The organism is Streptomyces sp. NPDC085944 (assembly GCF_040686295.1).
Classification (GTDB): domain Bacteria; phylum Actinomycetota; class Actinomycetes; order Streptomycetales; family Streptomycetaceae; genus Streptomyces; species Streptomyces salinarius.
On record NZ_JBFBJX010000001.1, the window covers coordinates 346,350 to 372,200 of the forward strand.

Here is a 25,851-nt window from a genome sequence, read left to right on the forward strand (position 1 = left end):
GGCCGGGTCCTGCGAGGATCCGGCACCATGCGAGCAGTCGTACAAAATGACAAAAGTCGGGCGTCGCGTCGCGTGTCCCGGGCATCCCGTCCCGCACTCCGCGGGGTCCGCCGCCGAGCGCTGCGCCGGCCCGGGGCGGCGGCCGCCGCCGTCCTCGCCGTCGCCGCCCTCGCCGGAGGCTGTGCGCAGGGCGACGGCCACGGGGAGCGGGGCGCCGCCGGCCGGCAGGGTCCGGAGGCTGCCCCGGCCCGCGCGGCCGATGCCGCGGCCGATGCCGCGGCCGAGGCGCGCGAGGCCCGGGCCGCCCTCGTCGCCGCCGCCAAGCGCTGGAACCTCGAGAAGGTCCCGCTGACGGCCCCCGCGCCGCCCGAGAAGAAGCCGGTGATCAAGGCCCGCGAGGGCTTCGAGGTCGACGGCCAGGAGGAGGACGGCCTCCCGCCGGTCTTCACCACGGTCCCCACCAAGGAGAAGGTCGTCTTCCTCACCATCGACGACGGCGCCGAGAAGGACCCGGCGTTCCTGAGGATGATGAGCGAGCTGAAGATCCCGTACACCGTCTTCCTCACCGACGAGGAGATCAAGGACGACTACGGCTACTTCAAGAAGATGCAGGCCCGGGGCGTCACCCTCAACAACCACACGCTCAGCCACCCCTACCTGCCCGCGCTCTCCTACGAGGAGCAGAAGCACGAGATCTGCGGCATGCAGGACGTGATGGAGAAGCACTACGGCAAGCGCCCCGTCCTCTTCCGCCCGCCCTTCGGCAACTACAACCGCGACACCCTGCGCGCCGCCAAGTCCTGCGGCATCGAGTACGCCCCGATCTGGAGCGAGGAGGTGTACGTCGACCACTGGGAGTACCGCGAGTGGGACCAGGACCTGCACCCCGGCGACATCGTCCTCACCCACTTCCGGGGCGAGAACGACTGGGACGGCACCATGACCGACATGGTCCGCCGCTTCCTGGACCGGATCACCGCCGACGGGTACGCGGTGGCCCGCCTGGAGGACTACCTGTGAGGCGAGGGCGGTCCCGCCCGGCAGGCACCGCCCCGGCCGCCCTCCTGCTCCCGTTGGTCCTGCTGCTCCCGCTCACCGCCTGCGACCGGCTCGCCGCCCCCGCCGAACAGGCGGCGGTGGCCGGGGACCCCGCCCAGGACGCCGACCGGGGGCGCCGGCTGCCGCCCGTCGTGGACCACGTCCGCACCGACGACCCGGTCGTCTTCCTCACCTACGACGACAGCGCCGAGCGCGACCCCGCCTTCGCGGGCCTGATCCGCGAACGGCGGCTCCCGGTCACCCTGTTCCTCACCGACACCGTCGCCGGACCGGCGTACGGCGACTTCGCCCGGCTGCGGCCGTTCGGGGCGAGCCTGCAGAACCACACCCTGGACCACCGCACCCTGCGCGGCCTGCCCTACGCCGGCCAGCGCGCCGAGATCTGCGGCCAGCAGACCAAGCTCAAGTCCCGCTTCGGCGTCCGCGCCCACCTCTTCCGGCCGCCGCACGGCACGTACGACACCACGACCCTGCGTGCCGCCGCCGACTGCGGCATCACGGCGCTGGTCCTGTGGCGCGCCACCCTCGACACCGACGGCGACCTCACCTGCACCCGCGGCGAGCCCCGCCTCCACCCCGGCGACATCATCGCCGTGGACCCGGACCACCCGACGGCCACGAACCTCACGGCCCGCACGGAACGCCTGCTGAAGACGATCGAGCAGCAGGGGCTGAGGGTGGGCAACTTGGAGGACTACGTCTGACCTCTCGACGCCGGCCGGCATCGTCCAGCCCGTTGGGGGTGCCCGCTCTGGGGGAGTTTGAGGACGAGGCCCGTTCAGGGCCGAAGCGGGGGCCCGGGGGGCGGCAGCCCCCAGCGACGCCCACCCCCACGCAGGGTGCCTTCACGAACCGGCGTTCACACGAAAACTCCGCCGACGCGCCGCCGGCATTGGCACTCCGCTTGACCGAGTGCTAATCGCGGTCATAGTCTCGGCTCTGGCACTCCCCACCGGAGAGTGCCAACACAGCGACGGGCAGGTCCGGCACCCGCGACGACGGATCGACCTGGTCGCCACCTCAGACAGTTAACCCCGTGAGATCTCCGAAGGGGGAGGTCGGATCGTGACGACCACCAGCTCCAAGGTTGCCATCAAGCCGCTCGAGGACCGCATCGTGGTCCAGCCGCTCGACGCCGAGCAGACCACGGCTTCGGGCCTGGTCATTCCGGACACCGCCAAGGAGAAGCCCCAGGAGGGCGTCGTCCTGGCCGTGGGCCCGGGCCGCTTCGAGGACGGCAACCGTCTTCCGCTCGACGTCACCGTCGGCGACGTCGTGCTCTACAGCAAGTACGGCGGCACCGAGGTGAAGTACAACGGCGAGGAGTACCTCGTCCTCTCGGCCCGCGACGTGCTCGCGATCGTCGAGAAGTAGAAGTAGCACTTCACTTCGAAGCACCTTGCTTTCCAGCTGCGCCCCTGGCTCCCGCGACCATAAAAAGCCGGGCGTCGGGGGCGCAGTTGCCGTATAACCCCAAGATTTCCGGAAGAGGGCTCACGCTCCCATGGCGAAGATCCTGAAGTTCGACGAGGACGCCCGTCGCGCCCTCGAGCGCGGCGTCAACAAGCTTGCCGACACGGTGAAGGTGACGATCGGCCCCAAGGGCCGCAACGTCGTCATCGACAAGAAGTTCGGCGCCCCCACCATCACCAACGACGGCGTCACCATCGCCCGCGAGGTCGAGGTCGAGGACCCGTACGAGAACCTCGGCGCCCAGCTGGTGAAGGAGGTGGCGACCAAGACCAACGACATCGCGGGTGACGGCACCACCACCGCCACCGTGCTCGCCCAGGCGCTCGTGCGCGAGGGCCTGAAGAACGTCGCCGCGGGTGCCTCCCCGGCGCTGCTCAAGAAGGGCATCGACGCCGCCGTCAAGGCCGTCTCCGAGGACCTCCTCGCCACCGCCCGCCCGATCGACGAGAAGTCCGACATCGCCGCCGTGGCCGCGCTGTCCGCCCAGGACCAGCAGGTCGGCGAGCTGATCGCCGAGGCGATGGACAAGGTCGGCAAGGACGGTGTCATCACCGTCGAGGAGTCCAACACCTTCGGTCTGGAGCTGGACTTCACCGAGGGCATGGCCTTCGACAAGGGCTACCTGTCGCCGTACTTCGTGACGGACCAGGAGCGCATGGAGGCCGTCCTCGACGACCCGTACATCCTGATCAACCAGGGCAAGATCTCCTCCATCGCGGACCTGCTGCCGCTGCTGGAGAAGGTCATCCAGGCCAACGCCTCCAAGCCGCTGCTGATCATCGCCGAGGACCTGGAGGGCGAGGCGCTCTCCACCCTCGTCGTCAACAAGATCCGCGGCACCTTCAACGCGGTGGCCGTCAAGGCCCCGGGCTTCGGCGACCGCCGCAAGGCGATGCTGCAGGACATGGCCGTCCTGACCGGTGCCACGGTCATCTCCGAGGAGGTCGGCCTCAAGCTCGACCAGGTCGGCCTGGACGTGCTCGGCACCGCCCGCCGCATCACCGTCACCAAGGACGACACCACGATCGTCGACGGTGCCGGCAAGCGCGACGAGGTCGACGGCCGCATCGCCCAGATCAAGGCCGAGATCGAGGCCACGGACTCCGACTGGGACCGCGAGAAGCTCCAGGAGCGCCTCGCGAAGCTGGCCGGCGGCGTGTGCGTGATCAAGGTCGGCGCCGCCACCGAGGTGGAGCTGAAGGAGCGCAAGCACCGTCTGGAGGACGCCATCTCCGCGACCCGCGCCGCGGTCGAGGAGGGCATCGTCTCCGGTGGTGGCTCCGCGCTGGTCCACGCCGTCAAGGTCCTCGAGGGCAACCTCGACAAGACCGGCGACGAGGCCACCGGCGTCGCGGTCGTCCGCCGCGCCGCCGTCGAGCCGCTGCGCTGGATCGCCGAGAACGCCGGCCTGGAGGGCTACGTCATCACCTCCAAGGTCGCCGAGCTCGACAAGGGCCAGGGCTTCAACGCCGCCACCGGCGAGTACGGCGACCTGGTCAAGGCCGGCGTCATCGACCCGGTGAAGGTCACCCGCTCCGCCCTGGAGAACGCCGCGTCCATCGCCTCCCTCCTGCTGACGACCGAGACCCTGGTCGTCGAGAAGAAGGAAGAGGAAGAGCCGGCCGCCGCGGGCCACGGCCACGCCCACTGAGCGCTGCGCTGAGCTGAGCGAACGGTGCCCGGTCCCCTGCGGGGGGCCGGGCACCGTTTGTCACTACCGGGTGAGAGTCCGCCCCGCTGGGCAGGTGGCCGGGTGCGGCGCCGTCGTGGTCGGTCACGCAGTTCCCCGCGCCCCTTGGGGTGTTGGACCTGACGAACCTCAGGAAAGCGTCGTCACAGCAGTCCGCTCAGCGGCAGTACGCGCTCGGCGAGCCGCCCCCGCAGCCGCCCCCCGGCCGTGTCGGCGTCTTCCTCGAGCCAGCCCGCGGCGGCCAGCAGTCCGGCGTGCTCGGCGACGTCCTCGGGCCGCAGGCCGCAGAAGGAGGCCACTGTCTCCAGCGCGAGCCCGTCACCGTCCTCGCCGGCCTCTCCCAGGCACCCGTCGGGACGGCTGTGGGCCGCGGTGTACACGGCGAGGAGCCGCGTGGCGGCCCCCGCCTTCTTCTTGCGCAGCTTCCGGTCGCCCACCACCTTCTGCGCCCACCCCGAGAGCCGGGCCCGGGTGACCTTGCCGAAGAAGAACGGACGGGGCCGGGTGGGAATCAGCGTGGGCACGGTGATCCGGGTGGGCTCCTCGGGCCGGGACATCAGCGCGTCGTCGACGGTGACGGCCTCCGGCAGCACCAGCCAGCCCGCGTCGGCCAGCGCCTGGAGCACCCGCTCGGCGTCGCCCTGCAGCCAGCCGCCGAGATCCTGCCCGGTGACGTTCCCGGTACCCGCACGCGCGGCCCGCAGGGTGAGCATCAGCACCGCGAGGCGGGCCTCGGCCTCGGGGAACGGGGAGTCGACCCGGACGTGCTCCAGCACAGTGCGCAGGTGCACACCCTGGCCCCGGGTCAGCAACCGCTCGACCGCCGGCCCGTCCACGCCCACCGGGACGCCGTGCCGGTTGGCGTCCATCTCGCGGGTGGTCCGCGCGGCCGCCGCGGCCCGGTCCGCCTCCTCGCGCAGGGATGCGTCGCCGGTGACGTCGGCCCACAGGGCGAAGGCACGGGCCTTGCGGTCGTGGAGTTCGGCGAGGACGGCGAGGTCCGGCTCGGGGCGCCGCTGGTAGGCGCGGAACGCGTCCCCGAGCTCGGTCAGCTCCTCCCGCAGCACCTCGGGCCGGAGGTCGTCCGGCACGATCCGCTGCCCGACCTTCGCCCATCGTCCCGCCTTCCGGGACCTGGCAGGAACACCGCCGGGGCGGGGACGGGGGGCGGTCCGGGCGTGCGGGACGGAGGCGGCCCGGCGACCGGCGGCACCCGGGCGGGGCGGCGCCGGAGCCGCCGACGGCGACCCGCCGCCACCGCCGGGAGCGTCGGAGAACAGCATCGCCCCATCCCCGGTCACCGCTCCCCGGCCCGTCCTCACCCCGTCCGTACGACCCTTGCCGGTGCCGTCGACGAACAACTCGCCCCCCTCACCAGTGCCCGCGTTCACGCGATGCCGTCCTTCCCTCGCCGAACCTGCGACCTCCCGCTCGCTGCGGGCGCAGCCACCCGACGCTATGTCGCACGGGCATCCGACCAGGCAAGGACCGGGATGGACCACACGTTCGGGTGACGATTCCGTCGGGCCCAGGTGCGGCGACACCGCCGGTCCCCGGCGTGCGGGCAGGGCTCAGGTCGAGACGGGCGTACGGGACAGGGCGGTGCGCAGCGCGAAGACGCCGAGCAGGCCGCCCGACGCGAACCGCTGAGCGGTCATCACCCGTGGCCGAGCGGCCAGGGACCCGGACACCCGTGCCGCGGCCGGCATGACCGCGGCGTTCACGGTGACCCCACGACGATCTGCACCCCGCCGAGCTGGAGCAGTTGCGCCCAGCCCGGGCCGGCCTGCGGATCCCGACCGTCGGGTGGCCACGGCTGCTCCCCGCGCCGGCCGCGTCCTCACTGCGGCCCGTACTTGCGTCCCGTCCGTGACGTGATTCCGCCCAGCAGGCCCCGCGGCACCAGCTTCGCCGCGCCCATCAGGGTCTTGTAGCGCGGGTCGGGGATCGACAGGGACTTTCCGCGGGAGAGGTCGGCGAGTGCCGCCGCGACGACGTTGTCCGCGTCGAGCCACATCCAGTTCGGGATGTTGTCCGTGCCCATTCCGGCCCGCTCGTGGAACTCGGTGCGCACGAAGCCGGGGGCCAGGGCCATCAGGCGTACGCCGCTGCCGGCCAGGTCCTTCGCCACGCCCTGCGTGAACTGCACGACCCACGCCTTGGAGGCGCCGTAGGTGCCGCGCGGGACGAAGGCGGCGACCGAGGCCACGTTGACGACGCCGCCGCGGCCCCGCTCCCGCATCGCCTCCACCGCCGCCGAGGTCAGCCGGAGCACCGCCTCGCAGTGCACCTTGAGCATGGTCAGCTCGTCGGCCATGGGGACGTCGAGGAAACGGCCCTTGTTGCCGAAACCGGCGTTGTTGATCAGCAGGTCGACGGGGCTCCTGCGGTCCGACAGCCGGGCGGCCACCGCGTCGATGCCGGCGTCCGTCGACAGGTCCGCCGTCAGCACCTCCGCCTCGATGCCGTGCCGGTCGTGCAGTTCGGTGGCCTGTTCGCGCAGCCGCTCGGTGTCGCGGGCCACCAGCACCAGGTCGTGCCCGTCGGCCGCCAGCCGGCGCGCGAACGCGGCGCCGAGGCCCGCCGTCGATCCCGTAATCAATGCCGTTGTCATGGCGCAAGATTAGGGGGGCGCGATCATGGGTGCGGACCGAGCGCGTCCGCTTTGCTCAGGCCCCGTACTCCGCCGCGTACTTCCGCGCCGAAGCCAGCGCCTGCGGGTGCAGCGCGTCACCCGCCGCGAGCAGCCGGGGGAGCAGCTCCCGCTGGGTCGTCACCGCGCGGAACTGCAGGGCCACCGTCACCTCGTGGGCGGGCCGGTGCACGACGCGCACCGGGTCGCCCGCACGGATCTCACCGGGTTCGAGCACGCGGAAGTAGGCGCCCGGCGCGCCCTTGTCGGTGAAGCGCTTCACCCAGCGCGGTTCGCCCAGGTGACCCTGGAAGGTGCGGCAGGGGATGCGTCCGGACGTCACCTCCAGGAGCAGTTCCGGACCGATCCGCCAGTGCTCGCCGATGAGGGCGCCGGCGAGGTCCAGGCCCGTGGTGGTGAGGTTCTCGCCGAACGAGCCGTTCGGCAGTTCGCGACCCAGCTCGCGCTCCCAGGCGTCCATGTCCTCGCGCGCCATCGCGTACACCGCCTGGTCGTCGCCGCCGTGGTGCCGCGTGTCGCAGACGGCGTCGCCGGCCAGACCGCCGGCCCCGAAGCCCTTCGTCCCGGGCGCCGCCACCCGTACGGGTCCGTCCGCGGGCCGCTTGTCGATGCCCGTGACGCCCTCGGGCTGGTCCGTGTAGGGCACCGCCTTCGCGCGGCCCAGGTTGACGGACAGAAGCCTCATGGCGGGAAGGTGCATGCGAGAAGGGTAGGTCGTGCATGCCCAAAGCGGCGACCCGTTATTCGGTGTCCGGTCAAAGGGTCGCTTATCCTCGTGGGTGTGATCGAGGCTCGTCATCTCCGCGTCCTGCGCGCCGTGGCATCGACCGGTTCCTTCTCCGCCGCCGGGCGTGAGCTGGGCTGCACCCAACCCGCTGTCAGCCAGCAGATGAAGGCCCTGGAGTCCTCCGTCGGCACCCCGCTGCTCGTGCGCACCGGGCGCGAGATGCGGCTCACCCAGGCCGGAGAGGCGCTGGTGCGGCACGCCGCCGGGATCATCGCCGGGCTCACGGCGGCCGAGGAGGAGGTCGCCGCGATCGCCGGGCTGCGGGCCGGCCGGGTCCGGCTGGTCTCCTTCCCCAGCGGCAGCTCCACCCTTGTACCGACCGCCCTGGCCGCGCTGCGCGCCGCGCACCCCGGCACCCGGGTTTCTCTGGAGGAGGCCGAGCCGCCGAAGTCCGTCGAGCTGCTGCGCGAGGGCGACTGCGACGTGGCGCTCGCCTTCCGCTACGAGGGTGCGGCCGGCGCGGAGGAGTGGGACGACCTGGTCGTACGGCCACTGCTGACCGACCGGCTGGTGGCGCTGGTCCCGGAGGGGCACCGACTCGCCCGAACCGCGGGGGCCGTGGCCATCGGGGAGCTGGCCCGGGAGTCCTGGATCGCGGGCTGCCCCCGCTGTCGCGGCCAGCTGGTCGAGGTGTGCGAAGGGGCCGGGTTCTCGCCCCGCATCGACTTCGCGACCGACGACTACCCCGCCGTGGTCGGCCTGGTCGGCGCGGGGCTCGGGGTGGCCGTACTGCCCCAGCTCGCCGTCGAGTCCGTACGGCCCCGGGGTGTACGGACAGTCACGCTGAAGCCGGCCGTGCGGCGGGAGATCGTCGCGCTCACGCTGCCCGACCTGGCGCAGGTGCCGGCGGTGACGGCGACCCTGGACGAGCTGGCCCGGGCGGGCACGCGCCAGTCCACGGCGCGCTGACCGCTTCGGGAGCCGTCCCGCGCCGGGTCTGTCCGGGTCCCGCTTCGCGGGCGCCCACTTCGGGTCCTTCGGCGCATCCCTTCTCGAGCCGTTCCAGAGAAACGTTCCTTCAGTGAGGTGCGGCCGCCTCCCCGCCGGCCGACGCCGAGGCCGCCACCAGGCGGTTGCGGGCCCGGCCCATGAGTTCCTCGCGCTCGTCCTCGGTCAGCCCGCCCCACACGCCGTACGGCTCACGCACCGCCAGCGCGTGCGCCGCGCACTCGGCGCGGACCGGGCACCTCATGCAGACCTCCTTGGCCGAGTTCTCGCGAGCGCTCCGTGCCGCACCGCGTTCGCCTTCCGGATGGAAGAAGAGCGAGCTGTCCACCCCTCGGCATGCAGCCAGGAGCTGCCAGTCCCACAGGTCCGCGTTCGGTCCGGGAAGGCGGGAGAAATCTGCCATTGCGTGACCCCTTGTAGCCGTTCTGGGTGGATACGGTATCCACGACCGTACAACTACGATCTAAGGAGATGAAAATATGACTCATTGCGAATCTAGCCGCAGACACCAGCGAAGTGGAAGAAAAGCGGCTGAATGGGGCACTGCTGGTGATGAAACGGCGCGAGTCCCACGCGCATGTCTGCTGCGTGGCCGCCCCCTCACGTAGAGTGCCGAAGACGACACACAGCCCCGTAACTCTTTCGAGTGACCATCGTTGAGAGTGCGGAGGCGGTTGAAGGAACAAGTGCTCGGGCGGGCGTCCGGGACGGTCGACCGCACAGGTGACGATTTCGTACCAGCCTGGAGGCTCAACGTGACGCGCAAGAGCTGCGGAGGACGGCCATGACTTCCGTCCTCGTCTGCGACGACTCCCCGCTTGCCCGAGAGGCGCTCCGCCGCGCGGTCGCGACCGTGCCCGGCGTCGAGCGCGTGACGACGGCCGCCAACGGCGAGGAAGTCCTCCGCCGCTGGGGAGCCGACCGCTCGGACCTGATTCTGATGGACGTGCGCATGCCCGGCCTGGGCGGCGTCGAGACCGTCCGGCGGCTGCTGTCCGCCGACCCCGGCGCGCGCATCATCATGCTCACCGTCGCCGAGGACCTGGACGGTGTGGCCCTCGCGGTCGCCGCCGGTGCCCGTGGCTATCTGCACAAGGACGCCTCGCGCGCCGAACTGCGCGCCACCGTCACCCAGGCCCTCGCCGACCCGACCTGGCGGCTCGCCCCGCGCCGGCTGCGCTCGGCCGAGATGGGCGCGGCGCCCACGCTCACCGCGCGGGAGATCCAGGTGCTGGAGGGCATGAGCCACGGCCGCTCCAACGCGGAGATCGGCCGCGAGCTGTTCCTCTCCGAGGACACCGTCAAGACCCACGCCCGTCGGCTCTTCAAGAAACTCGGCGCCTCGGACCGGGCGCACGCCGTGGCGCTCGGCTTCCGGTGGGGCCTGGTCCGCTAGGGGCTCCCCGTGCGAGGGAGTCCGAAAGGGCCCGTCGGGGACGTGACGCTCCCCGCTTATCGCGAGGTGAGCGGGGGTGACAAGGCGACCCGCCGAGTGCCCGCTGCTCGTTTCGGCGCGGATGACGCATCCTTGAGGTGTGGAGTTCCTCGGGGACGAGTCGGTCGAGCGGAAGGGGAGGGCGCAGGGGATGAGTTCCGGCGCACCTGCTCATAACGCTTCGGTGCACAACAACGGGCACGGAGCCACGGATCGGACGGCCGCAAGGCACCATGGACCGATGCGTGACGACGAGGCGCCCCCGGACCAGGGGACGGTGGGTGGGCTCGTCCACCGCGCCGTGGACGGGGACGAGCAGGCCACGCACGACCTGCTCGCCCATGTCCACCCCCTGGCGCTGCGCTACTGCCGCACGCGGCTGTCCCGGCTGCCCGGTGACGCCCGGCACTTCGTCGAGGACCTCGCCCAGGAGGTCTGCGTCGCGGTGCTCCTCGCTCTGCCCCGCTACAAGGACACCGGGCGCCCCTTCGAGGCGTTCGTCTTCGCCATCGCCGCCCACAAGGTCGCCGACCTCCAGCGGGCCGCGATGCGCCACCCCGGCTCGACGGCCGTCCCCTCCGACGAGATGCCCGAGCGGCCGGACGACTCCCTGGGCCCCGAGGAGCGCGCGCTCCTCAACAGCGACGCCGCCTGGGCCAAGAAACTGCTGGCCAACCTCCCCGAGAACCAGCGCGAGCTGCTCCTGCTGCGCATCGCGGTCGGGCTCACCGCCGAGGAGACCGGGCAGATGTTGGGAATGTCACCGGGGGCCGTGCGGGTCGCCCAGCACCGGGCGCTGAGCCGGCTACGGGCGCTGGCGGAGCAGTAGTTCGGGCGACGGCCCGCATCCGACCCGCGAGGCGGCGCCTCTCGTGCAAAAGCACGAAGGTCGCACGCTTCCTTGATCGTGGAATGACCCACGTCCACTTCCCGTTAGCATGGACATCCGCACCGATCAAGGCCATTTGGGGAAGGTGTCATGACTGCCAACGTCGACGGAGTGCCCGAGAAATTCGCGACACTCGGGCTGACCTACGACGACGTGCTGCTGCTGCCGGGCGCCTCCGCGGTGCTTCCGAACGCGGTCGACACCTCGTCCCGCATCTCCCGCAACGTGCGGGTCAACATCCCGCTGCTCTCCGCGGCCATGGACAAGGTGACCGAGTCCCGGATGGCCATCTCCATGGCCCGCCAGGGCGGCGTCGGCGTCCTGCACCGCAACCTGTCCATCGAGGACCAGGCCAACCAGGTCGACCTGGTGAAGCGCTCCGAGTCCGGCATGGTGGCCAACCCCATCACCATCCACCCGGACGCCACCCTCGGCGAGGCCGACGCCCTGTGCGCCAAGTTCCGCATCAGCGGCGTCCCGGTCACCGACGGCGCGGGCAAGCTGCTCGGCATCGTCACCAACCGCGACATGGCGTTCGAGACCGACCGCACCCGGCAGGTGCGCGAGGTCATGACGCCGATGCCGCTGGTCACCGGCCAGGTCGGCATCTCCGGCGTGGACGCCATGGAGCTGCTGCGCCGCCACAAGATCGAGAAGCTGCCGCTGGTCGACGCCGACGGCGTCCTCAAGGGCCTGATCACGGTCAAGGACTTCGTCAAGGCCGAGCAGTACCCGCACGCCGCCAAGGACGCCGAGGGCCGCCTGCTCGTCGGCGCCGCCGTCGGCGCCAGCCCCGAAGCCCTCGACCGCGCCCAGGCCCTCGCCGAGGCCGGGGCGGACTTCCTCGTCGTCGACACCTCGCACGGCCACAACAGCAACGCGCTGAGCTGGATGTCGAAGATCAAGTCGAGCGTCGGCGTCGACGTCGTCGGCGGCAACGTCGCCACCCGCGACGGCGCCCAGGCCCTGATCGACGCCGGTGTCGACGGCATCAAGGTCGGTGTCGGCCCCGGTTCCATCTGCACCACCCGCGTCGTCGCCGGCATCGGCGTCCCCCAGGTCACCGCGATCTACGAGGCCTCCCTCGCCGCCCGCGCCGCCGGGGTGCCCCTGATCGGCGACGGCGGCCTGCAGTACTCCGGCGACATCGGCAAGGCGCTGGCCGCCGGTGCCGACACCGTGATGCTGGGCAGCCTGCTGGCGGGCTGCGAGGAGTCGCCGGGCGAGCTGCAGTTCATCAACGGCAAGCAGTTCAAGTCCTACCGCGGCATGGGCTCGCTGGGCGCCATGCAGTCCCGCGGCCAGGGCCGGTCGTACTCGAAGGACCGGTACTTCCAGGCCGAGGTCGCCTCCGACGACAAGCTCGTGCCCGAGGGCATCGAGGGCCAGGTCCCCTACCGGGGCCCGCTGGCCAACGTGCTGCACCAGCTCGTCGGCGGCCTGCGCCAGACCATGGGCTACGTGGGCGCCGCCACCATCGAGGAGATGGAGTCCAAGGGCCGCTTCGTCCGGATCACCTCCGCGGGCCTCAAGGAGAGCCACCCGCACGACATCCAGATGACGGTCGAGGCGCCGAACTACAGCCGCAGCAAGTAAGCGGCCACAGCAAGCAAGCACACGGGCAGCAGCCTCCGAGGGCGGCTCCGGAGCATCCGGGGCCGCCCTCTGCGGTGCCCCGGCGCGCCCGTCGGGGATACTGGAAGGCGCTGCAACGCATCAGGGAAAGGCCACAGACGTGACTGAGATCGAGATCGGGCGCGGCAAGCGCGGCCGCCGGGCGTACGCCTTCGACGACATCGCCGTCGTCCCCAGCCGCCGTACCCGGGACCCGAAGGAGGTCTCGATCGCCTGGCAGATCGACGCCTACCGCTTCGAGCTGCCGTTCCTGGCCGCTCCCATGGACTCGGTCGTCTCCCCGGCCACCGCGATCCGGATCGGCGAGCTGGGCGGCCTCGGCGTCCTCAACCTGGAAGGGCTCTGGACCCGGCACGAGGACCCGCAGCCGCTGCTCGACGAGATCGTCGGCCTCGACGCGGACACCGCGACCCGCCGCCTCCAGGAGATCTACGCCGCCCCCATCAAGGAGGAGCTGATCGGGCAGCGCATCAAGGAGGTGCGCGATTCGGGCGTGGTCACGGCCGCCGCGCTCTCCCCGCAGCGCACCGCCCAGTTCTCCAAGGCCGTCGTGGACGCGGGCGTCGACATCTTCGTCATCCGCGGCACCACCGTCTCCGCGGAGCACGTCTCCGGCTCGCACGAGCCGCTGAACCTGAAGCAGTTCATCTACGAACTCGACGTCCCGGTGATCGTCGGCGGCTGCGCCACCTACACCGCCGCCCTGCACCTGATGCGCACCGGCGCCGCGGGCGTCCTCGTCGGCTTCGGCGGCGGCGCCGCCCACACCACGCGCAACGTGCTCGGCATCCAGGTGCCCATGGCCACCGCGGTCGCGGACGTGGCGGCGGCCCGCCGGGACTACATGGACGAGTCCGGCGGCCGGTACGTCCACGTCATCGCCGACGGCGGCGTCGGCTGGTCCGGCGACCTGCCCAAGGCCATCGCCTGCGGCGCCGACTCCGTGATGATGGGCTCCCCGCTGGCCCGCGCGACCGACGCGCCGGGCAAGGGCCACCACTGGGGCATGGAGGCCGTCAACGTGGAGCTGCCGCGCGGCCAGAAGGTCGACCTCGGCACGGTCGGCACCATCGAGGAGGTCCTCACCGGCCCGTCCCGCACCCCGGACGGCTCGATGAACTTCTTCGGCGCCCTGCGCCGCGCCATGGCCACCACCGGTTACAGCGAGCTGAAGGAGTTCCAGCGCGTCGAGGTGACGGTCGCGGACTCGCAGCACCGGCGGTAGTCACCCGAACGCCGTACCGAGGGGCCCGGAGCGGATGCTCCGGGCCCCTCGCGTGTCCGCGCGGCGCGGTCAGAGCCGGTGCGCCGCCCCCGTCGGCGTGGCCCCCCGGGTGTCCAGCAGCAGCTGGGCCTTGACCGACAGGCCCTGCAGGTCGTACGTGCGGTGCTGCTGGAGGAGGATCGTGAGGTCGGCGTCGGCGGCGGCCTCGTAGAGGGAGTCGGCGCGGGGGACGGGGCGGTCGGCGACGTTCCAGGACGGGATGTGCGGGTCGTGGTAGCTCACGGCGGCGCCCATCGACATCAGGCGGGTCGCGATCTCCTCGGCCGGGGTGGCCTGCTGGTCGGCGAGGTCGGCCTTGTAGGTGACGCCGAGGAGGAGGATCCGGGCGGCGCGCGCGGACTTGCCGTGCTCGTTGAGGAGGGCGGCGGCGCGCTGGACGACGTAGCGGGGCATCTGGGCGTTGACCTGCTGGGCCAGCTCCACCATGCGCAGGCTGTGCGGCGCCCGGCCGGTCAGGTCCTGGGCGACGGAATGGCCGCCGACGCCGGGGCCGGGGCGGAAGGCCTGGAAGCCGAACGGCTTGGTCTCCGCGCAGCGCAGGACGTCCCACAGGTCGACGCCGAGGCCGTCGCAGAGCACGGCCATCTCGTTGACCAGGGCGATGTTCACGTGCCGGAAGTTGGTCTCCAGGAGCTGCACCGTCTCCGCCTCCCGCGGTCCGCGCGCCCGGACCACCTTGTCGGTGAGGCGGCTGTAGAACGCGGCGGCCGACTCGGTGCAGGCGGGGGTGAGACCGCCGATGACCTTCGGGGTGTTGGCCGGGGTGAAGTCGCGGTTGCCGGGGTCCACGCGGCTGGGGGAGTAGGCGAGGTGGAAGTCGCGGCCGGCGCGCAGCCCGGAGCCCTGCTCCAGGAGCGGGCGCAGGAAGTCCTCCGTCGTCCCGGGCCGCACCGGGGACTCCAGGATGACGGTGGTGTGCGGGCGCATGTGGGCGGCCAGGGTGCGGGCCGCGGCCTCCACCTGGGTGAGGTCCAGGCCGCCGTCCGCGCCCGGCGGGGTGGGCGCGCAGATGACGGCGGTGCGGACCCGGCCCAGCTCGGCCGGCCCGGCCGGTCCGGTCGGGGTGCGGAAGCCCGTGGCGAGCATCCGGCGCACCTCGGCGGGGGTGAGCGGGTCGGCCTCGGGCCCGGTGCGGTAGCCGAGGGTGGGGATGCCGGCGGCGACGGCGGCCTGGGCCAGGGGCAGGCCGTACGGGCCGAGTCCGATGACGGCGAGATCTGCGGGCATGGCGTGGGCCGTCCTTCCCAGTAACCGAAGCGGGACAGGTGCGCAAGCCCGGTGGACAGGACGGGCGAGCACAACGTCAGACTAGGAGTAAATATGACCGATTTGCGGGATTGATCTGCGGAGTTTCTGCGAGTGTCGACGGCGCGCCGCCTGCCGGTACGGGCTCCGGGGGAAGTTGTCCACAGGTTCGGGCCTGCGGCTGCCGAAGTCGGGCAGGAAGGTCAGAATCTGGGCATGGTGGGTACCAGGAAACGGGCTCGCCCGACGGGTGCGGCCGACGCGACCGACAGCGGGAGGCAGCAGTGAGGACAGCGACCCTTGGGCCGGCGCAGCGCGCCGAGTCGCTCGCCGCCATGGCCGAGCGCGAGCTCGACGTCCTGGTGGTGGGCGCGGGTGTGGTCGGCGCGGGCACCGCGCTCGACGCCGTGACGCGCGGACTGTCCGTCGGCCTGGTCGAGGCCCGGGACTGGGCCTCGGGCACCTCCAGCAGGTCCAGCAAGCTGATCCACGGCGGGCTGCGCTATCTGGAGATGCTCGACTTCGTGCTCGTGCGGGAGGCGCTGAAGGAGCGCGGACTGCTGCTCGAACGGCTGGCGCCGCACCTGGTGAAGCCGGTTCCGTTCCTGTACCCGCTGCAGCACAAGGGCTGGGAGCGGCTGTACGCGGGCTCGGGCGTCGCGCTCTACGACGCCATGTCCATGGCCCGCGGTCACGGCCGGGGGCTGCCGCTGCACCGGCACCTGACCAGGCGTCACGCCCTGCGCGTGGCGCCTGCGCTGAAGAAGGACGCGCTGGTCGGCGCGTTGCAGTACTACGACGCCCAGATGGACGACGCCCGCTTCGTGGCCACGCTGGTGCGCACCGCGGCGGCGTACGGCGCCAAGGTCGCCAACCGCGCCCGGGTCACCTCCTTCCTGCGCGAGGGCGAACGGGTGGTCGGCGCGCGGGTGCGGGACGTCGAGGCGGGCGGCGAGTACGAGGTCCGCGCCAAGCAGGTGGTCAACGCGACCGGGGTGTGGACCGACGACACCCAGGCGATGGTGGGCGAGCGCGGCCAGTTCCACGTGCGGGCCTCCAAGGGCATCCACCTGGTCGTGCCCAAGGACCGCATCCACTCCAGCACCGGCCTGATCCTGCGCACCGAGAAGTCCGTGCTGTTCGTCATCCCCTGGGGCCGGCACTGGATCATCGGCACCACGGACACCGACTGGGACCTCGACAAGGCCCACCCGGCCGCGTCCAGCGCCGACATCGACTACCTGCTGGAACACGTCAACTCGGTGCTGTCGGTGCCCCTCACGCGCGACGACGTCGAGGGCGTGTACGCCGGGCTGCGCCCGCTGCTGGCCGGCGAGTCGGACGCCACCAGCAAGCTGTCGCGCGAGCACACCGTCGCCCACCCCGTGCCCGGCCTGGTCGTCGTCGCGGGCGGCAAGTACACGACGTACCGGGTGATGGCCAAGGACGCCGTGGACGAGGCCGTGCACGGGCTCGACCTGCGGGTCGCCGACTGCGTCACCGAGGAGACCCCGCTGCTGGGTGCCGAGGGCTACCACGCGCTGTGGAACGCGCGGGCCCGGATCGCCGCGCGCACCGGACTGCACGTCGTACGCGTCGAGCATCTGCTGAACCGTTACGGCGCGTTGACGGAGGAACTGCTCGAACTCGTCGCCGCCGACCCCTCCCTGGGCGAACCCCTCACCGGCGCCGACGACTACCTGCGCGCCGAAGTCGTCTACGCCGCCTCGCACGAGGGCGCCCGGCACCTGGACGACGTACTCACCCGGCGCACCCGCATCTCCATCGAGACCTTCGACCGGGGTACGCAATGTGCCCGCGAGGCCGCCGAGCTGATGGCACCGGTCCTCGGCTGGGACAAGGGCCAGGTCGAACGGGAGGTCCAGCACTACGAGAAGCGGGTCGAGGCCGAGCGCGAGTCGCAGCGCCAGCCCGACGACCTGACGGCCGACGCTGCCCGGCTGGGGGCGCCGGACATCGTGGCGCGGTAAGGACGGCGGGCGGGAACCGGGCGGGAACCCTGCGGGCACCCTGGGCGTAGAGCACTTGTCGGGTGAGGGACAATGAAGGCTCTGTCAGGGCGGGTTGCATGAGGGGACGCATGTCGGAGGCGGAGCGGGCGGGGACATCCCGTACGGACAAGAGCGCACGTCTCCTCGCCGGGCGGTACCGGCTGGGAGACGTGCTCGGCCGCGGCGGCATGGGGACGGTGTGGCGCGCGCAGGACGAGACCCTCGGACGCACGGTCGCCGTCAAGGAGCTGCGGTTCCCGGGGAACATCGACGAGGAGGAGAAGCGGCGCCTGATCACGCGCACGCTGCGCGAGGCCAAGGCGATCGCGCGGATCCGCAACAACAGCGCCGTCACGGTCTACGACGTCGTCGAGGAGGACGACCGGCCGTGGATCGTGATGGAACTCGTCGAGGGCAGGTCGCTCGCCGAGGCCATCCGTGAGGACGGCCTGCTGGAGCCGAAGCGGGCCGCCGAGGTCGGGCTGGCCATCCTGGACGTGCTGCGCTCCGCGCACCGCGAGGGCATCCTGCACCGCGACGTGAAGCCGTCGAACGTGCTGATCGCCGAGGACGGCCGGGTCGTGCTCACCGACTTCGGCATCGCCCAGGTCGAGGGCGACCCCTCCATCACCTCCACCGGCATGCTCGTCGGCGCCCCCTCCTACATCTCCCCCGAGCGCGCCCGCGGCCACAAGCCCGGTCCGGCCGCCGACCTGTGGTCGCTGGGCGGGCTGCTGTACGCCGCCGTCGAGGGCACCCCGCCCTACGACCGGGGTTCGGCGATCGCGACGCTCACCGCGGTGATGACGGAGAACCTGGAGGAGCCGAAGAACGCCGGCCCGCTGCGCGACGTCATCTACGGGCTGCTCACCAAGGACCCCGACCGGCGGCTCGACGACGCGGGCGCCCGCGCGATGCTCAACAGGGTCATCCACGCCCCGGAGCGGACGGCCGGTGCCGAACCGGTGGACGCCACCAAGGTCGTACCGCTGCCCCCGCAGCCGGACGGGCGCGGGCGTCGCGGCGGCTCCGCGGGCACGGGTGCCAAGCGGGCCGAGGAGGCCGGGGAGAAGCTGCGCGGAGCGCTGCGTTCCGTGCGCAAGGCCGCCGTCGGGGCCGGTGCCGCCGGTGCGGCGGCCGCTTCGCGGACCCGGCCGGGCGACGGCGGCGGCACCGCGGCGGGTGCCACGCGGGCCACGGGAGCATCGGGTGCTGCCGGTGCCGCGGACACCGCGGGTTCGGCGGGGGCGACAGCTGCCGCGCCTGCGCCTCGGGTGGGATCGGGTGCCGGTGCCGTCGGCGGGTCGGTCGGCCCGGGGGCCGGTGCGTCGTCCGCCGCCGGGGGCGTGAAGAGCTCCGGCTGGCCCGTCGTGCCGCCGCCGGACCTGCCGACCCGGTCCGTGCCCCGGGCGCCGCTCACCGACGTGGTGCCGCGCCGGACGCTGATCATCATCGCGGTGGTGGTGGCCCTGGCCGTGCTGGGCACCGTGCTGGCCCTCACGCTCGGCGGGGGCGACGACGACAAGGGTGCCGAGGGCGGCAGCGGTGGCAAGGCCGTGGCCTCCGCCGGAGCGAGCGGCGACACCAGGCAGGACGAGGGGAGCGGCACCGGCACCGACGGCTCCGCCTCCGACCCCACGACCGACGGGGCCGCGAGCGGCGCCCCGGACACCGCAGCGAGCGCCTCCGGCGGGGAGGGCGGCGAGTCGGACGACGCCGGGAAGTCCGACGACGACGAGAACGTGGCCACCACCCACCAGGGCGACCAGGGCTACCGCATCGGACTCCCCAAGGGCTGGAAGTACGCCTCCACGGGCTCCGCGGGCGACCGGTTCACCGGGCCGGGGGGACAGAAGCTGCTGGTCGCCTGGACCGCCACACCCAAGGGCGACCCCGTCGCGGACTGGAAGAACCAGGAGCGGTACATGGTCCGCTCCAACTACAAGAAGATCCGCATAGAGAAGGTGGGCTACCGGGGCTGGAACGCCGCCGACTGGGAGTTCACCTACACCGACGGCGGCACCAAGTACCGGACCGTGGACCGGGGCTTCGTCGTCAACGACCACCAGGGCTACGCGCTCATGTACACCGCGAAGGCCGCCGACTGGGGCGAGGACCTGCGCCGGGACACCTGGCGGACCCTGTCGAAGACCTTCGAACCCAAGTCCTGAGCGGAGGGGACCCGGCGCCCGGGCACCCGGTCCCGGGTTTGACCCGCCCGATATCTGGCATCAGCTCATTGCGGGTTGCCTCCGGCACGTATCGTGAGTGGTTGCGGACCGTACGCAGCCGGAACGGCCCGCCGGGCGAACGGACTTGACCGACGGCTGCCGGGGGGTGGCGACGTGGACGACTACGCGGGACGGGTACTCGCCGACCGCTACCGCCTGCCGCTGCCGCCCTCCGACGAGTACGAACTCACCGAGAGCCGGGCCTTCGACACCTACAGCGGACAGGAAGTCCTGGTCCGCCAGGTGCCGTTGCCCGAAGTCGTCGAGGCCGAGGTGCTCGACGCGGACGGCCTGCCCGACGGCTTCACGGCCCGGGACGGCGGCGCCCGCCACCCCGGCCGGCGGTCACCGGCCGCGTGCGGCGGCCCCGGGCGGCCGGCCGATCCGGTGGTCCGGCGTGCGGTCGAGGCGGCACAGGCCGCGGCGGCGGTGCCCGACCACCCTCGCCTCGACCAGGTCTTCGACGTGTTCGCCGAGGGCGGCTCGCTGTGGGTCGTCAGCGAGCTGGTGGCCGCGAGGCCGCTGGCCGCGCTGCTCGCCGAACAGGCCCTGACGCCGTACCGGGCGGCCGAGGTCGCCTCCGACGTCCTGCTGGCGCTGCGGGTGCTGCACTCGTACGGCTGGGTGCACCGCAACATCACCGCGCGCACCGTGCTCGTCTGCGACGACGGGCGCGTCATGCTGACCGGCCTGGCGGTCGGCGCGGCGGAGGAGGCGCTGTGCGGGTACGACCCGGTGCCCCGGCCGCCCGACGAGGAGCCGGCCCCCGCGGTCGACCCGAACGGCACCTTCGGCCCGGGCGGCGGGGTCACCCGGACCGCGGTCTTCGGCCCGGGCGACGCCGACCCCGAGGCCGCCCGGCGGGCCGCCATCGAGGCGCGGGGCGTCGGCGGGCTCCCGGTGACCCAAGGCCCCGGACCGGGCGGATCCCCCGCCCCGCTCGCCCCCGCGCCGCTCGACGCCGGGGGAGACGCCCGCGCCGCTCGTGCCGGTGCGATCGCCGCCTACCGCGCGGGTGCCAGGGCCGCCGCCCGCGTCCAGGAGGGCCAGAACGGCCGCGCGGCCCTGCCGGGTGCCCGACCCGCCCCCGACGCCGCCGCCGCGCGGGCCGAGGGCCCCGGCACGGGCGGCGGACGACCTGGAGTCACCGACGGCCCCCGCCCCTCGTACGACGACGCCTACGGCCCGGTCCGTTCTCCGCACGGCACGGCTTTCGGCGGGACGGGGCCCGCGCACGGAACCGACGGTGGACCGGAGCAGGGCGGCGCGCCCGGCACGGGCAGGACGCGTCCGGGCTTCGCCGCGGGTTCGGACGGGGCTCCGTACCCCGTTGACCGCGAAGCGGCGTCCGGCGCCGAGGCCGACACGGGGGGCGGGTGGTGGGAGGGTGCCGCCGGTTCGGGCGGGGATCCGGCTCCGTACTCCGGCGAGCCTGCCGCCGCGTCCGATGCCGCGTCCGGCAGCCCGGAGGGCACCGGTGCGGTCGGTGGCCCCGAGTCGTCCGGCGACCCGGTCCCGCCCGGGCGGATCGCCGACCCCTACGGCGTACGCACCCCCTCCTGGCGCGGCGCCGCCCCCCGTACGCCCGGGGACCCGGCGTCTTCCGCAGCCCGGGGACCCGGCGACCCGGCGTTCCCCGCCCCCCGTCCGGACGGTGAGCCGACGGCCGGATCCGGACCGGTGGCCGGGCGAGCCCTGCCGGCCGCCCGGCAGGAGGGCACCGCGGAGTCCGCCGCCGGACGCCGGGGTACCCCGGCCGGGGGTGCCGCTCAGCCGTACGAGGCCGCGTCCGGGTCGGGTGCGCTGCCGTACGAGACCGGGTCGGGTGCGCTGCCGTACGAGACCGAGTCGGATGCTCTGCCGTACGAGGCAGCTTCCGGGCCAGGGACTCCGCCGCAGGAGACCGTCTCCGGGCCGGTCGTCCCGCCGCAGGAGGGGACCGCAGGGCCGGTCGTCCCGCCGCAGGACGGGACCGCAGGGCCGGGCGTGCCGGCGCAGGCCGGAGGGCCCGCGTCCGCCGCGCGCTGGGACGACCTGGTCGCGCGTACCCCCGTGCCGCGCGGGCCGGCCACCGCGCTCGCCGCCGAGCGGTCCCGGCAGACGCGGATGGCCGTGGTCGGGCCCGTGACCGAGCGCTGGGCGCCGGAGCAGGCCGGGTCCGTGCACGAGAACTGGCAGCTGGCCGCGCCCATCGGCCCCGCCACCGACCTGTGGGCCCTGGGCGCGCTGCTCTTCCGCGCCGTACAGGGCCATGCGCCCTACCCGGAGGAGTCGACCGCCGAACTGGTGCAGATCGTGTGCGCGGAGCCGCCCGCGTTCGCCGAGGAGTGCGGGCCGCTGCGGCCGGTCGTGGAGTCGCTGCTGCGTCAGGACCCCACCGAGCGGATCGAGTTCGAGGAGCTGAGCGGTTGGCTGCGCTCCCTCGTACGCTCCGCGCCCGAGCCGGAGGCCGGCCTGCACGTCATCTCCGCGCCGCCGGTCGAGACCGGCCGGCTGCCCATCGTGCGCCGCCGCGGCGAGCTGGTGCGCAGGCGGCGTGCCGGGCTGCCCGCGCACCACGGACGGCACAAGCGCGGCAGGGCGGAGACCGGCCGCTCACCCCGCAGCCTCGGCCGGACCCTGCTCCTGCTCATACTGCTGGCGCTGGCCGGCGCGGTCGCGTACGCCATGTTCTTCATGCCCAAGAGCGACACGAGCGGAGCCGGAGCCGCCGACCGGACGGGCGCAGCCGGGGAGGCGAGCCAGGCGCCGCCCGCCAAGTCGCCGGAGGCCGGCGGCGAACCCCGGCCGGAGGAGACGTCCCCGACGCCCGGCCCGGAGGCCTCGCGGACGGCGGGCGGCCCCGAGACGCAGTCCAACGTCGCCGACGGATTCACCCTGCGCAAGGACGCGGAGGGTTTCCGCATCGCCGTAGCCGAGGGCTGGAACCGGACCCCGCGCAACGGCAGCGGCCAGGTCGTCTACGGCAAGGGCGACTTCGAGCTGATCGTCGTCCCCGGCCGGGACCGCGCCTCCGAGTTCGGCGACGATCCGATGACCTACCAGCGCGACAGCGAGCCCGAGTTGGCGTCGTACCGGGCCTCCAGCTGGGCCACCTCCAGCGGCCTGAAGACCATCGAGGTCGGCGGACGGACCATGGCGGAGGGGCAGTTCACCTGGACCGGCGCCGGCGGCGAGCTGTACGTGCGCAACGTCGCCATGCTCATCGACGGGCGTTACCACGTGGTCCAGGTCCGCGGTCCGGAGGCGGAGCGTGACGAGGTCTCCCGGCTGTTCGAACAGGCCTCGGCGACCTACCAGTACACACGCTGACGGCAGTTCGGCACGATGGTTGCCTGCCGTCACGGAAAGCGACAACCGTCACAGAGCGGTTTCCATACCACCCCACCCGTTCCCCGGACGGTGACCGGTCCCTAGTCTGACCCTGACAAGACCATTGCGGGGCAACGTGAATCAGATGCAGGGCCGGCTCGTCGCGGATCGCTACCGGCTCGGGGAAGCCATCGGCAGCGGCGGCATGGGCCGGGTGTGGCGCGCACACGACGAGGTGCTGCACCGGACCGTCGCCATCAAGGAGTTGACCGCCGCGCTCTACGTCTCGGAGAGCGACCAGGCCATCCTCCTGGCGCGCACCCGGGGCGAGGCACGCGCGGCGGCACGGATCAATCACTCGGCCGTCGTCACCGTGCACGACGTACTCGAACACGACGGCCGGCCGTGGATCGTGATGGAGCTGGTCGAGGGGCGCTCGCTGGCCGACGCCGTCAAGGAGGAGGAGCGGGTCGACCCGCGCGAGGCGGCCCGGATCGGCCTGTGGGTGTTGCGTGCCCTGCGCGCCGCGCACACCGCCGGGGTGCTGCACCGCGACGTCAAGCCGGGCAACGTGCTGCTCGCCGACGACGGACGCGTCCTGCTCACCGACTTCGGCATCGCGCAGATCGAGGGCGACTCCACCATCACCCGGACCGGAGAGGTCGTCGGCTCCGTCGACTACCTCGCGCCCGAGCGCGTCCGCGGCCACGACCCCGGCCCGTCCTCCGACCTGTGGGCGCTCGGCGCGACGCTGTACACGGCGGTGGAGGGCAGGTCGCCGTTCCGTCGCACCTCACCGCTGACCACCATGCAGGCAGTCGTCGAGGAGGAGGCCGGCGAGCCCCGGTACGCCGGTGTGCTCGCGCCCGTCATCAGCGCCCTGCTCCGCAAGGATCCGGCCGAGCGGCCCGACGCCACCGAGGCCGAGCACCTGCTCGCCCAGGCGGCCGAGGGCCGGCGCCCGAACGAGGCCCAGGCCTACGTGCCGACCACCCGCTGCGCGGGGCCCCCGCCGCGGTCCGGCGACACGGTCCAGCAGGGGATGCCCTGGGCGCCGGCGGCCGCGGGGACGCCCGGAACGACAACACCCGGGGCGCCGGGGATGCCGGGCGCCGTGGGCGGAACAACCGCCACGCCGTACCCGCCGGTGACCGGCCCCACCGCGGTCGGCCCCGCGGCGACGGGGCACACGGCGCCCGGCTACCCGGCCGCCGGAGCCGTGGCCGGAACGGCGGGCGGCGTCGCTCCGGCCGCCCCGGTCGCTCCCCGACGCCCCCGACGGTCGCGGATACGCACGCTCGCCCTGGTCGTCGCCGTCGCGGCGCTCATCGGCGCGGGCACCGCCGTGGTGCTGCAACAGCGCGACGGGGACGGCACGTCGGCCGGCTCCGACCCCACCCACGCCCCGTCCGGCTCCGCTTCCCCGTCCGCCTCCGGCAAGACCGGCCAGGGCCCCGGCGGTGCCGTCCCGGCCGACTGGGTGCGCCGCGACGACCCGCTGGGTTTCAGCCTCTACCTGCCCGCGAACTGGCAGCGCAGCGACTTCGACGGCGACAGCGGCGAACTCCGGCAGATCGACTACACCCCCGACGGCGGCGAGCACGTCATCCGCATCTCCGTGGACACCGCCCCCGACTACAACGACCCGTACGCGCACCAGCAGGACCTGGACGCGCAACTCGCCGGGCGGCTGGTCGGCTACCGGCGCATCGCCCTGGACCGCGCCACCTACCGCGACCGCGACAGCTCCCGGTGGGAGTACGGCTGGACCGCGCTGGCCAAGGACACCGAGTTCCCCGGCCCGCGCCGGGCCGTGTCGCAGGCGTACCTGTCCCGCGACGGCGTCGAGTACGCCCTCAACATGACGGGACCGGCCGGAGACTGGGCGAGCACGCAGCGCCGGTTCAAGGCCGTGCTGCAGGGCTGGCAGGAGAAGACCGGCTGAACCCCCCCCGTGGCGGCGGCCACGGCACACACGCACCCGTCGGTTGTCGGCCACCCGTGTGACGGCGTCCCGGAGCCGGTGCGTCCGGTGGGGCATGATGGGACGCATGGTGACCGAGGGGGCGGGCGGGCGTGTCATCGCGGGCCGTTACCGGCTCCATGAGCGGCTCGGCAGCGGCGGCATGGGCATCGTGTGGCGGGCCACCGACCAACTGCTCGCCCGTGAAGTGGCCGTGAAGGCGCTCCCCCTCGACGAGAGTCTCTCCGCGGCCGAGGCCCGACGGCGCCGTGAACGCACCCTGCGCGAGGCCCGCGCGGTCGCGCAGTTGCGGCATCCGCACGTCATCGTCGTGCACGACGTGGTCGAGGACGACGAACGCGCCTACATGGTCATGGAACTGGTCGACGGCGGCTCGCTCGCCGACCGGGTGCTCGGCCGCGGCCCCGTCGACGCCGCCGAGGCCGCCCGCATCGGCATCGCCCTGCTCGACGCCCTGGACACGGCCCACGCGGCGGGGATCCTGCACCGGGACGTGAAGCCGTCGAACGTGCTGCTCGCCGAGGACGGCCGGGTCGTCCTCACCGACTTCGGCGTGGCCCAGGTCGCGGGCTCCACCACGCTCACCGAGAACGGCTCCTTCGTCGGTTCCCCCGAGTACACCGCTCCGGAGCGGATGTCCGGGGCCGGGACCGGCCCGGAGTCCGACCTGTGGTCGCTGGGCGTGCTGCTGTGCGCGGTCCTCAGCGGCGCGTCCCCCTTCCACCGCGACTCGCTGGGCGGTGTGCTGCACGCCGTGGTCACCGAGGAGATCCGCCCGCCCGCGCAGGCCGGACCGCTCCTGCCGGTCGTACGGGGTCTGCTGGAGCGCGATCCGCGACGGCGGCTGGACGCGGCGTCGGCGCAGCGGATGCTGCGCGCCTACCTCAGCACGGGCCGTACGCCCGCGACCGCGGCGGCGGCCGCGACCGGCGGGCCCCCGCGGGCGCGACGCAGCGTGAAGCGGAGCGTGCTCATGGCGGTGCTGCTGGTCGTCGCCGCGGCGGGCGCCGGGGTCTCGGCCGCCGTACTGCTCGCGGACGCGGGCGACGACGGGAGCGGTACGCCGGCGACTTCGGTGCCCGCGACGCCCACGACCCGGCCGACGCCGACGGATCGGCCGACGTCGGCGCCGTCCGAGCCGTCGGCCACGCAGCTGCCGCCCTCCGCAACCGGCTCCGGTACCTGACGGAAGACCTGAAAGGGAGATAAGCGG

General features: G+C 73.2%; 20 protein-coding genes. 14 read left to right on the forward strand and 6 right to left on the reverse strand.

Features of this window, described 5'->3' with window-relative positions; translation table 11 throughout:
• Positions 1–27: 27 nt before the first annotated feature.
• The 4 genes from AB0P07_RS01790 (at position 28) to groL (ending at position 4,183) form a co-directional block, all read left to right on the forward strand.
• A complete protein-coding gene (locus AB0P07_RS01790) occupies positions 28–1,020 on the forward strand; it encodes a polysaccharide deacetylase family protein (protein ID WP_365543621.1) in 993 nt (330 codons plus the stop codon).
• On the forward strand, positions 1,017–1,763 hold the full coding sequence (locus AB0P07_RS01795; RefSeq protein WP_365543624.1) for a polysaccharide deacetylase family protein: 747 nt from the start codon (positions 1,017–1,019) through the stop codon (positions 1,761–1,763). Before AB0P07_RS01790 ends, AB0P07_RS01795 begins: the two co-directional genes overlap by 4 nt.
• A gap of 361 nt (positions 1,764–2,124) precedes the next feature.
• Entirely contained in the window at positions 2,125–2,433 is a 309-nt protein-coding gene (gene groES, locus AB0P07_RS01800) for a co-chaperone GroES (RefSeq protein WP_055418319.1), read from the forward strand.
• Between the two features lie 130 nt (positions 2,434–2,563).
• Positions 2,564–4,183 carry a chaperonin GroEL gene (groL, locus tag AB0P07_RS01805; RefSeq protein WP_365543627.1) on the forward strand — a complete coding sequence of 540 codons (1,620 nt, stop codon included), beginning with the start codon at positions 2,564–2,566 and terminating at the stop codon, positions 4,181–4,183.
• A 182-nt stretch (positions 4,184–4,365) separates the two neighbouring features.
• Here the strand turns inward: groL and AB0P07_RS01810 are convergent, their stop codons facing one another.
• From AB0P07_RS01810 to AB0P07_RS01825, 4 genes are all read right to left on the reverse strand, one after another.
• Complete coding sequence (locus AB0P07_RS01810; protein WP_365543630.1) at positions 4,366–5,613, reverse strand: hypothetical protein; 1,248 nt, start codon at positions 5,611–5,613, stop codon at positions 4,366–4,368.
• A gap of 180 nt (positions 5,614–5,793) precedes the next feature.
• A complete protein-coding gene (locus AB0P07_RS01815; RefSeq protein WP_365543633.1) occupies positions 5,794–5,946 on the reverse strand; it encodes a hypothetical protein in 153 nt (50 codons plus the stop codon).
• Between the two features lie 116 nt (positions 5,947–6,062).
• A complete protein-coding gene (locus AB0P07_RS01820; protein WP_134654396.1) occupies positions 6,063–6,836 on the reverse strand; it encodes an SDR family oxidoreductase in 774 nt (257 codons plus the stop codon).
• A gap of 55 nt (positions 6,837–6,891) precedes the next feature.
• A complete protein-coding gene (locus AB0P07_RS01825; RefSeq protein WP_365543636.1) occupies positions 6,892–7,560 on the reverse strand; it encodes an MOSC domain-containing protein in 669 nt (222 codons plus the stop codon).
• Between the two features lie 96 nt (positions 7,561–7,656).
• On the opposite strand from AB0P07_RS01825, the gene AB0P07_RS01830 reads away from it, so the two are divergent.
• Positions 7,657–8,571, forward strand: coding sequence for a LysR family transcriptional regulator (locus AB0P07_RS01830; protein ID WP_365543639.1), 915 nt, complete (start codon positions 7,657–7,659; stop codon positions 8,569–8,571).
• A 109-nt stretch (positions 8,572–8,680) separates the two neighbouring features.
• Here AB0P07_RS01830 and AB0P07_RS01835 read toward each other — a convergent pair whose 3' ends face one another.
• Complete coding sequence (locus AB0P07_RS01835) at positions 8,681–9,013, reverse strand: WhiB family transcriptional regulator (RefSeq protein WP_356364186.1); 333 nt, start codon at positions 9,011–9,013, stop codon at positions 8,681–8,683.
• Positions 9,014–9,394: 381 nt separating this feature from the next.
• On the opposite strand from AB0P07_RS01835, the gene AB0P07_RS01840 reads away from it, so the two are divergent.
• The 4 genes from AB0P07_RS01840 (at position 9,395) to AB0P07_RS01855 (ending at position 13,794) form a co-directional block, all read left to right on the forward strand.
• On the forward strand, positions 9,395–10,006 hold the full coding sequence (locus tag AB0P07_RS01840) for a response regulator transcription factor (RefSeq protein WP_003948568.1): 612 nt from the start codon (positions 9,395–9,397) through the stop codon (positions 10,004–10,006).
• A 280-nt stretch (positions 10,007–10,286) separates the two neighbouring features.
• Positions 10,287–10,874, forward strand: a complete 588-nt coding sequence (locus AB0P07_RS01845; RefSeq protein WP_031034860.1) for a sigma-70 family RNA polymerase sigma factor — start codon at positions 10,287–10,289, stop codon at positions 10,872–10,874.
• Positions 10,875–11,024: 150 nt separating this feature from the next.
• Positions 11,025–12,530: an IMP dehydrogenase gene (gene guaB / locus AB0P07_RS01850; RefSeq protein WP_365543643.1), complete on the forward strand. Its 1,506-nt coding sequence runs from the start codon at positions 11,025–11,027 to the stop codon at positions 12,528–12,530.
• A 139-nt stretch (positions 12,531–12,669) separates the two neighbouring features.
• Positions 12,670–13,794, forward strand: coding sequence for a GuaB3 family IMP dehydrogenase-related protein (locus AB0P07_RS01855; protein WP_030400273.1), 1,125 nt, complete (start codon positions 12,670–12,672; stop codon positions 13,792–13,794).
• A gap of 69 nt (positions 13,795–13,863) precedes the next feature.
• Here the strand turns inward: AB0P07_RS01855 and AB0P07_RS01860 are convergent, their stop codons facing one another.
• On the reverse strand, positions 13,864–15,081 hold the full coding sequence (locus tag AB0P07_RS01860; protein WP_365543646.1) for a nucleotide sugar dehydrogenase: 1,218 nt from the start codon (positions 15,079–15,081) through the stop codon (positions 13,864–13,866).
• Between the two features lie 302 nt (positions 15,082–15,383).
• Here AB0P07_RS01860 and AB0P07_RS01865 point away from each other — a divergent pair, with 302 nt between their 5' ends.
• From AB0P07_RS01865 to AB0P07_RS01885, 5 genes are all read left to right on the forward strand, one after another.
• On the forward strand, positions 15,384–17,090 hold the full coding sequence (locus AB0P07_RS01865) for a glycerol-3-phosphate dehydrogenase/oxidase (protein ID WP_365543649.1): 1,707 nt from the start codon (positions 15,384–15,386) through the stop codon (positions 17,088–17,090).
• 110 nt (positions 17,091–17,200) lie between these two features.
• Positions 17,201–19,282 carry a serine/threonine-protein kinase gene (locus AB0P07_RS01870; RefSeq protein ID WP_365544497.1) on the forward strand — a complete coding sequence of 694 codons (2,082 nt, stop codon included), beginning with the start codon at positions 17,201–17,203 and terminating at the stop codon, positions 19,280–19,282.
• A gap of 174 nt (positions 19,283–19,456) precedes the next feature.
• A complete protein-coding gene (locus AB0P07_RS01875; RefSeq protein ID WP_365543651.1) occupies positions 19,457–22,654 on the forward strand; it encodes a protein kinase in 3,198 nt (1,065 codons plus the stop codon).
• Positions 22,655–22,799: 145 nt separating this feature from the next.
• On the forward strand, positions 22,800–24,599 hold the full coding sequence (locus AB0P07_RS01880) for a protein kinase (RefSeq protein WP_365544500.1): 1,800 nt from the start codon (positions 22,800–22,802) through the stop codon (positions 24,597–24,599).
• A 97-nt stretch (positions 24,600–24,696) separates the two neighbouring features.
• Complete coding sequence (locus AB0P07_RS01885) at positions 24,697–25,824, forward strand: serine/threonine-protein kinase (RefSeq protein WP_365544503.1); 1,128 nt, start codon at positions 24,697–24,699, stop codon at positions 25,822–25,824.
• Positions 25,825–25,851 lie beyond the last annotated feature (27 nt).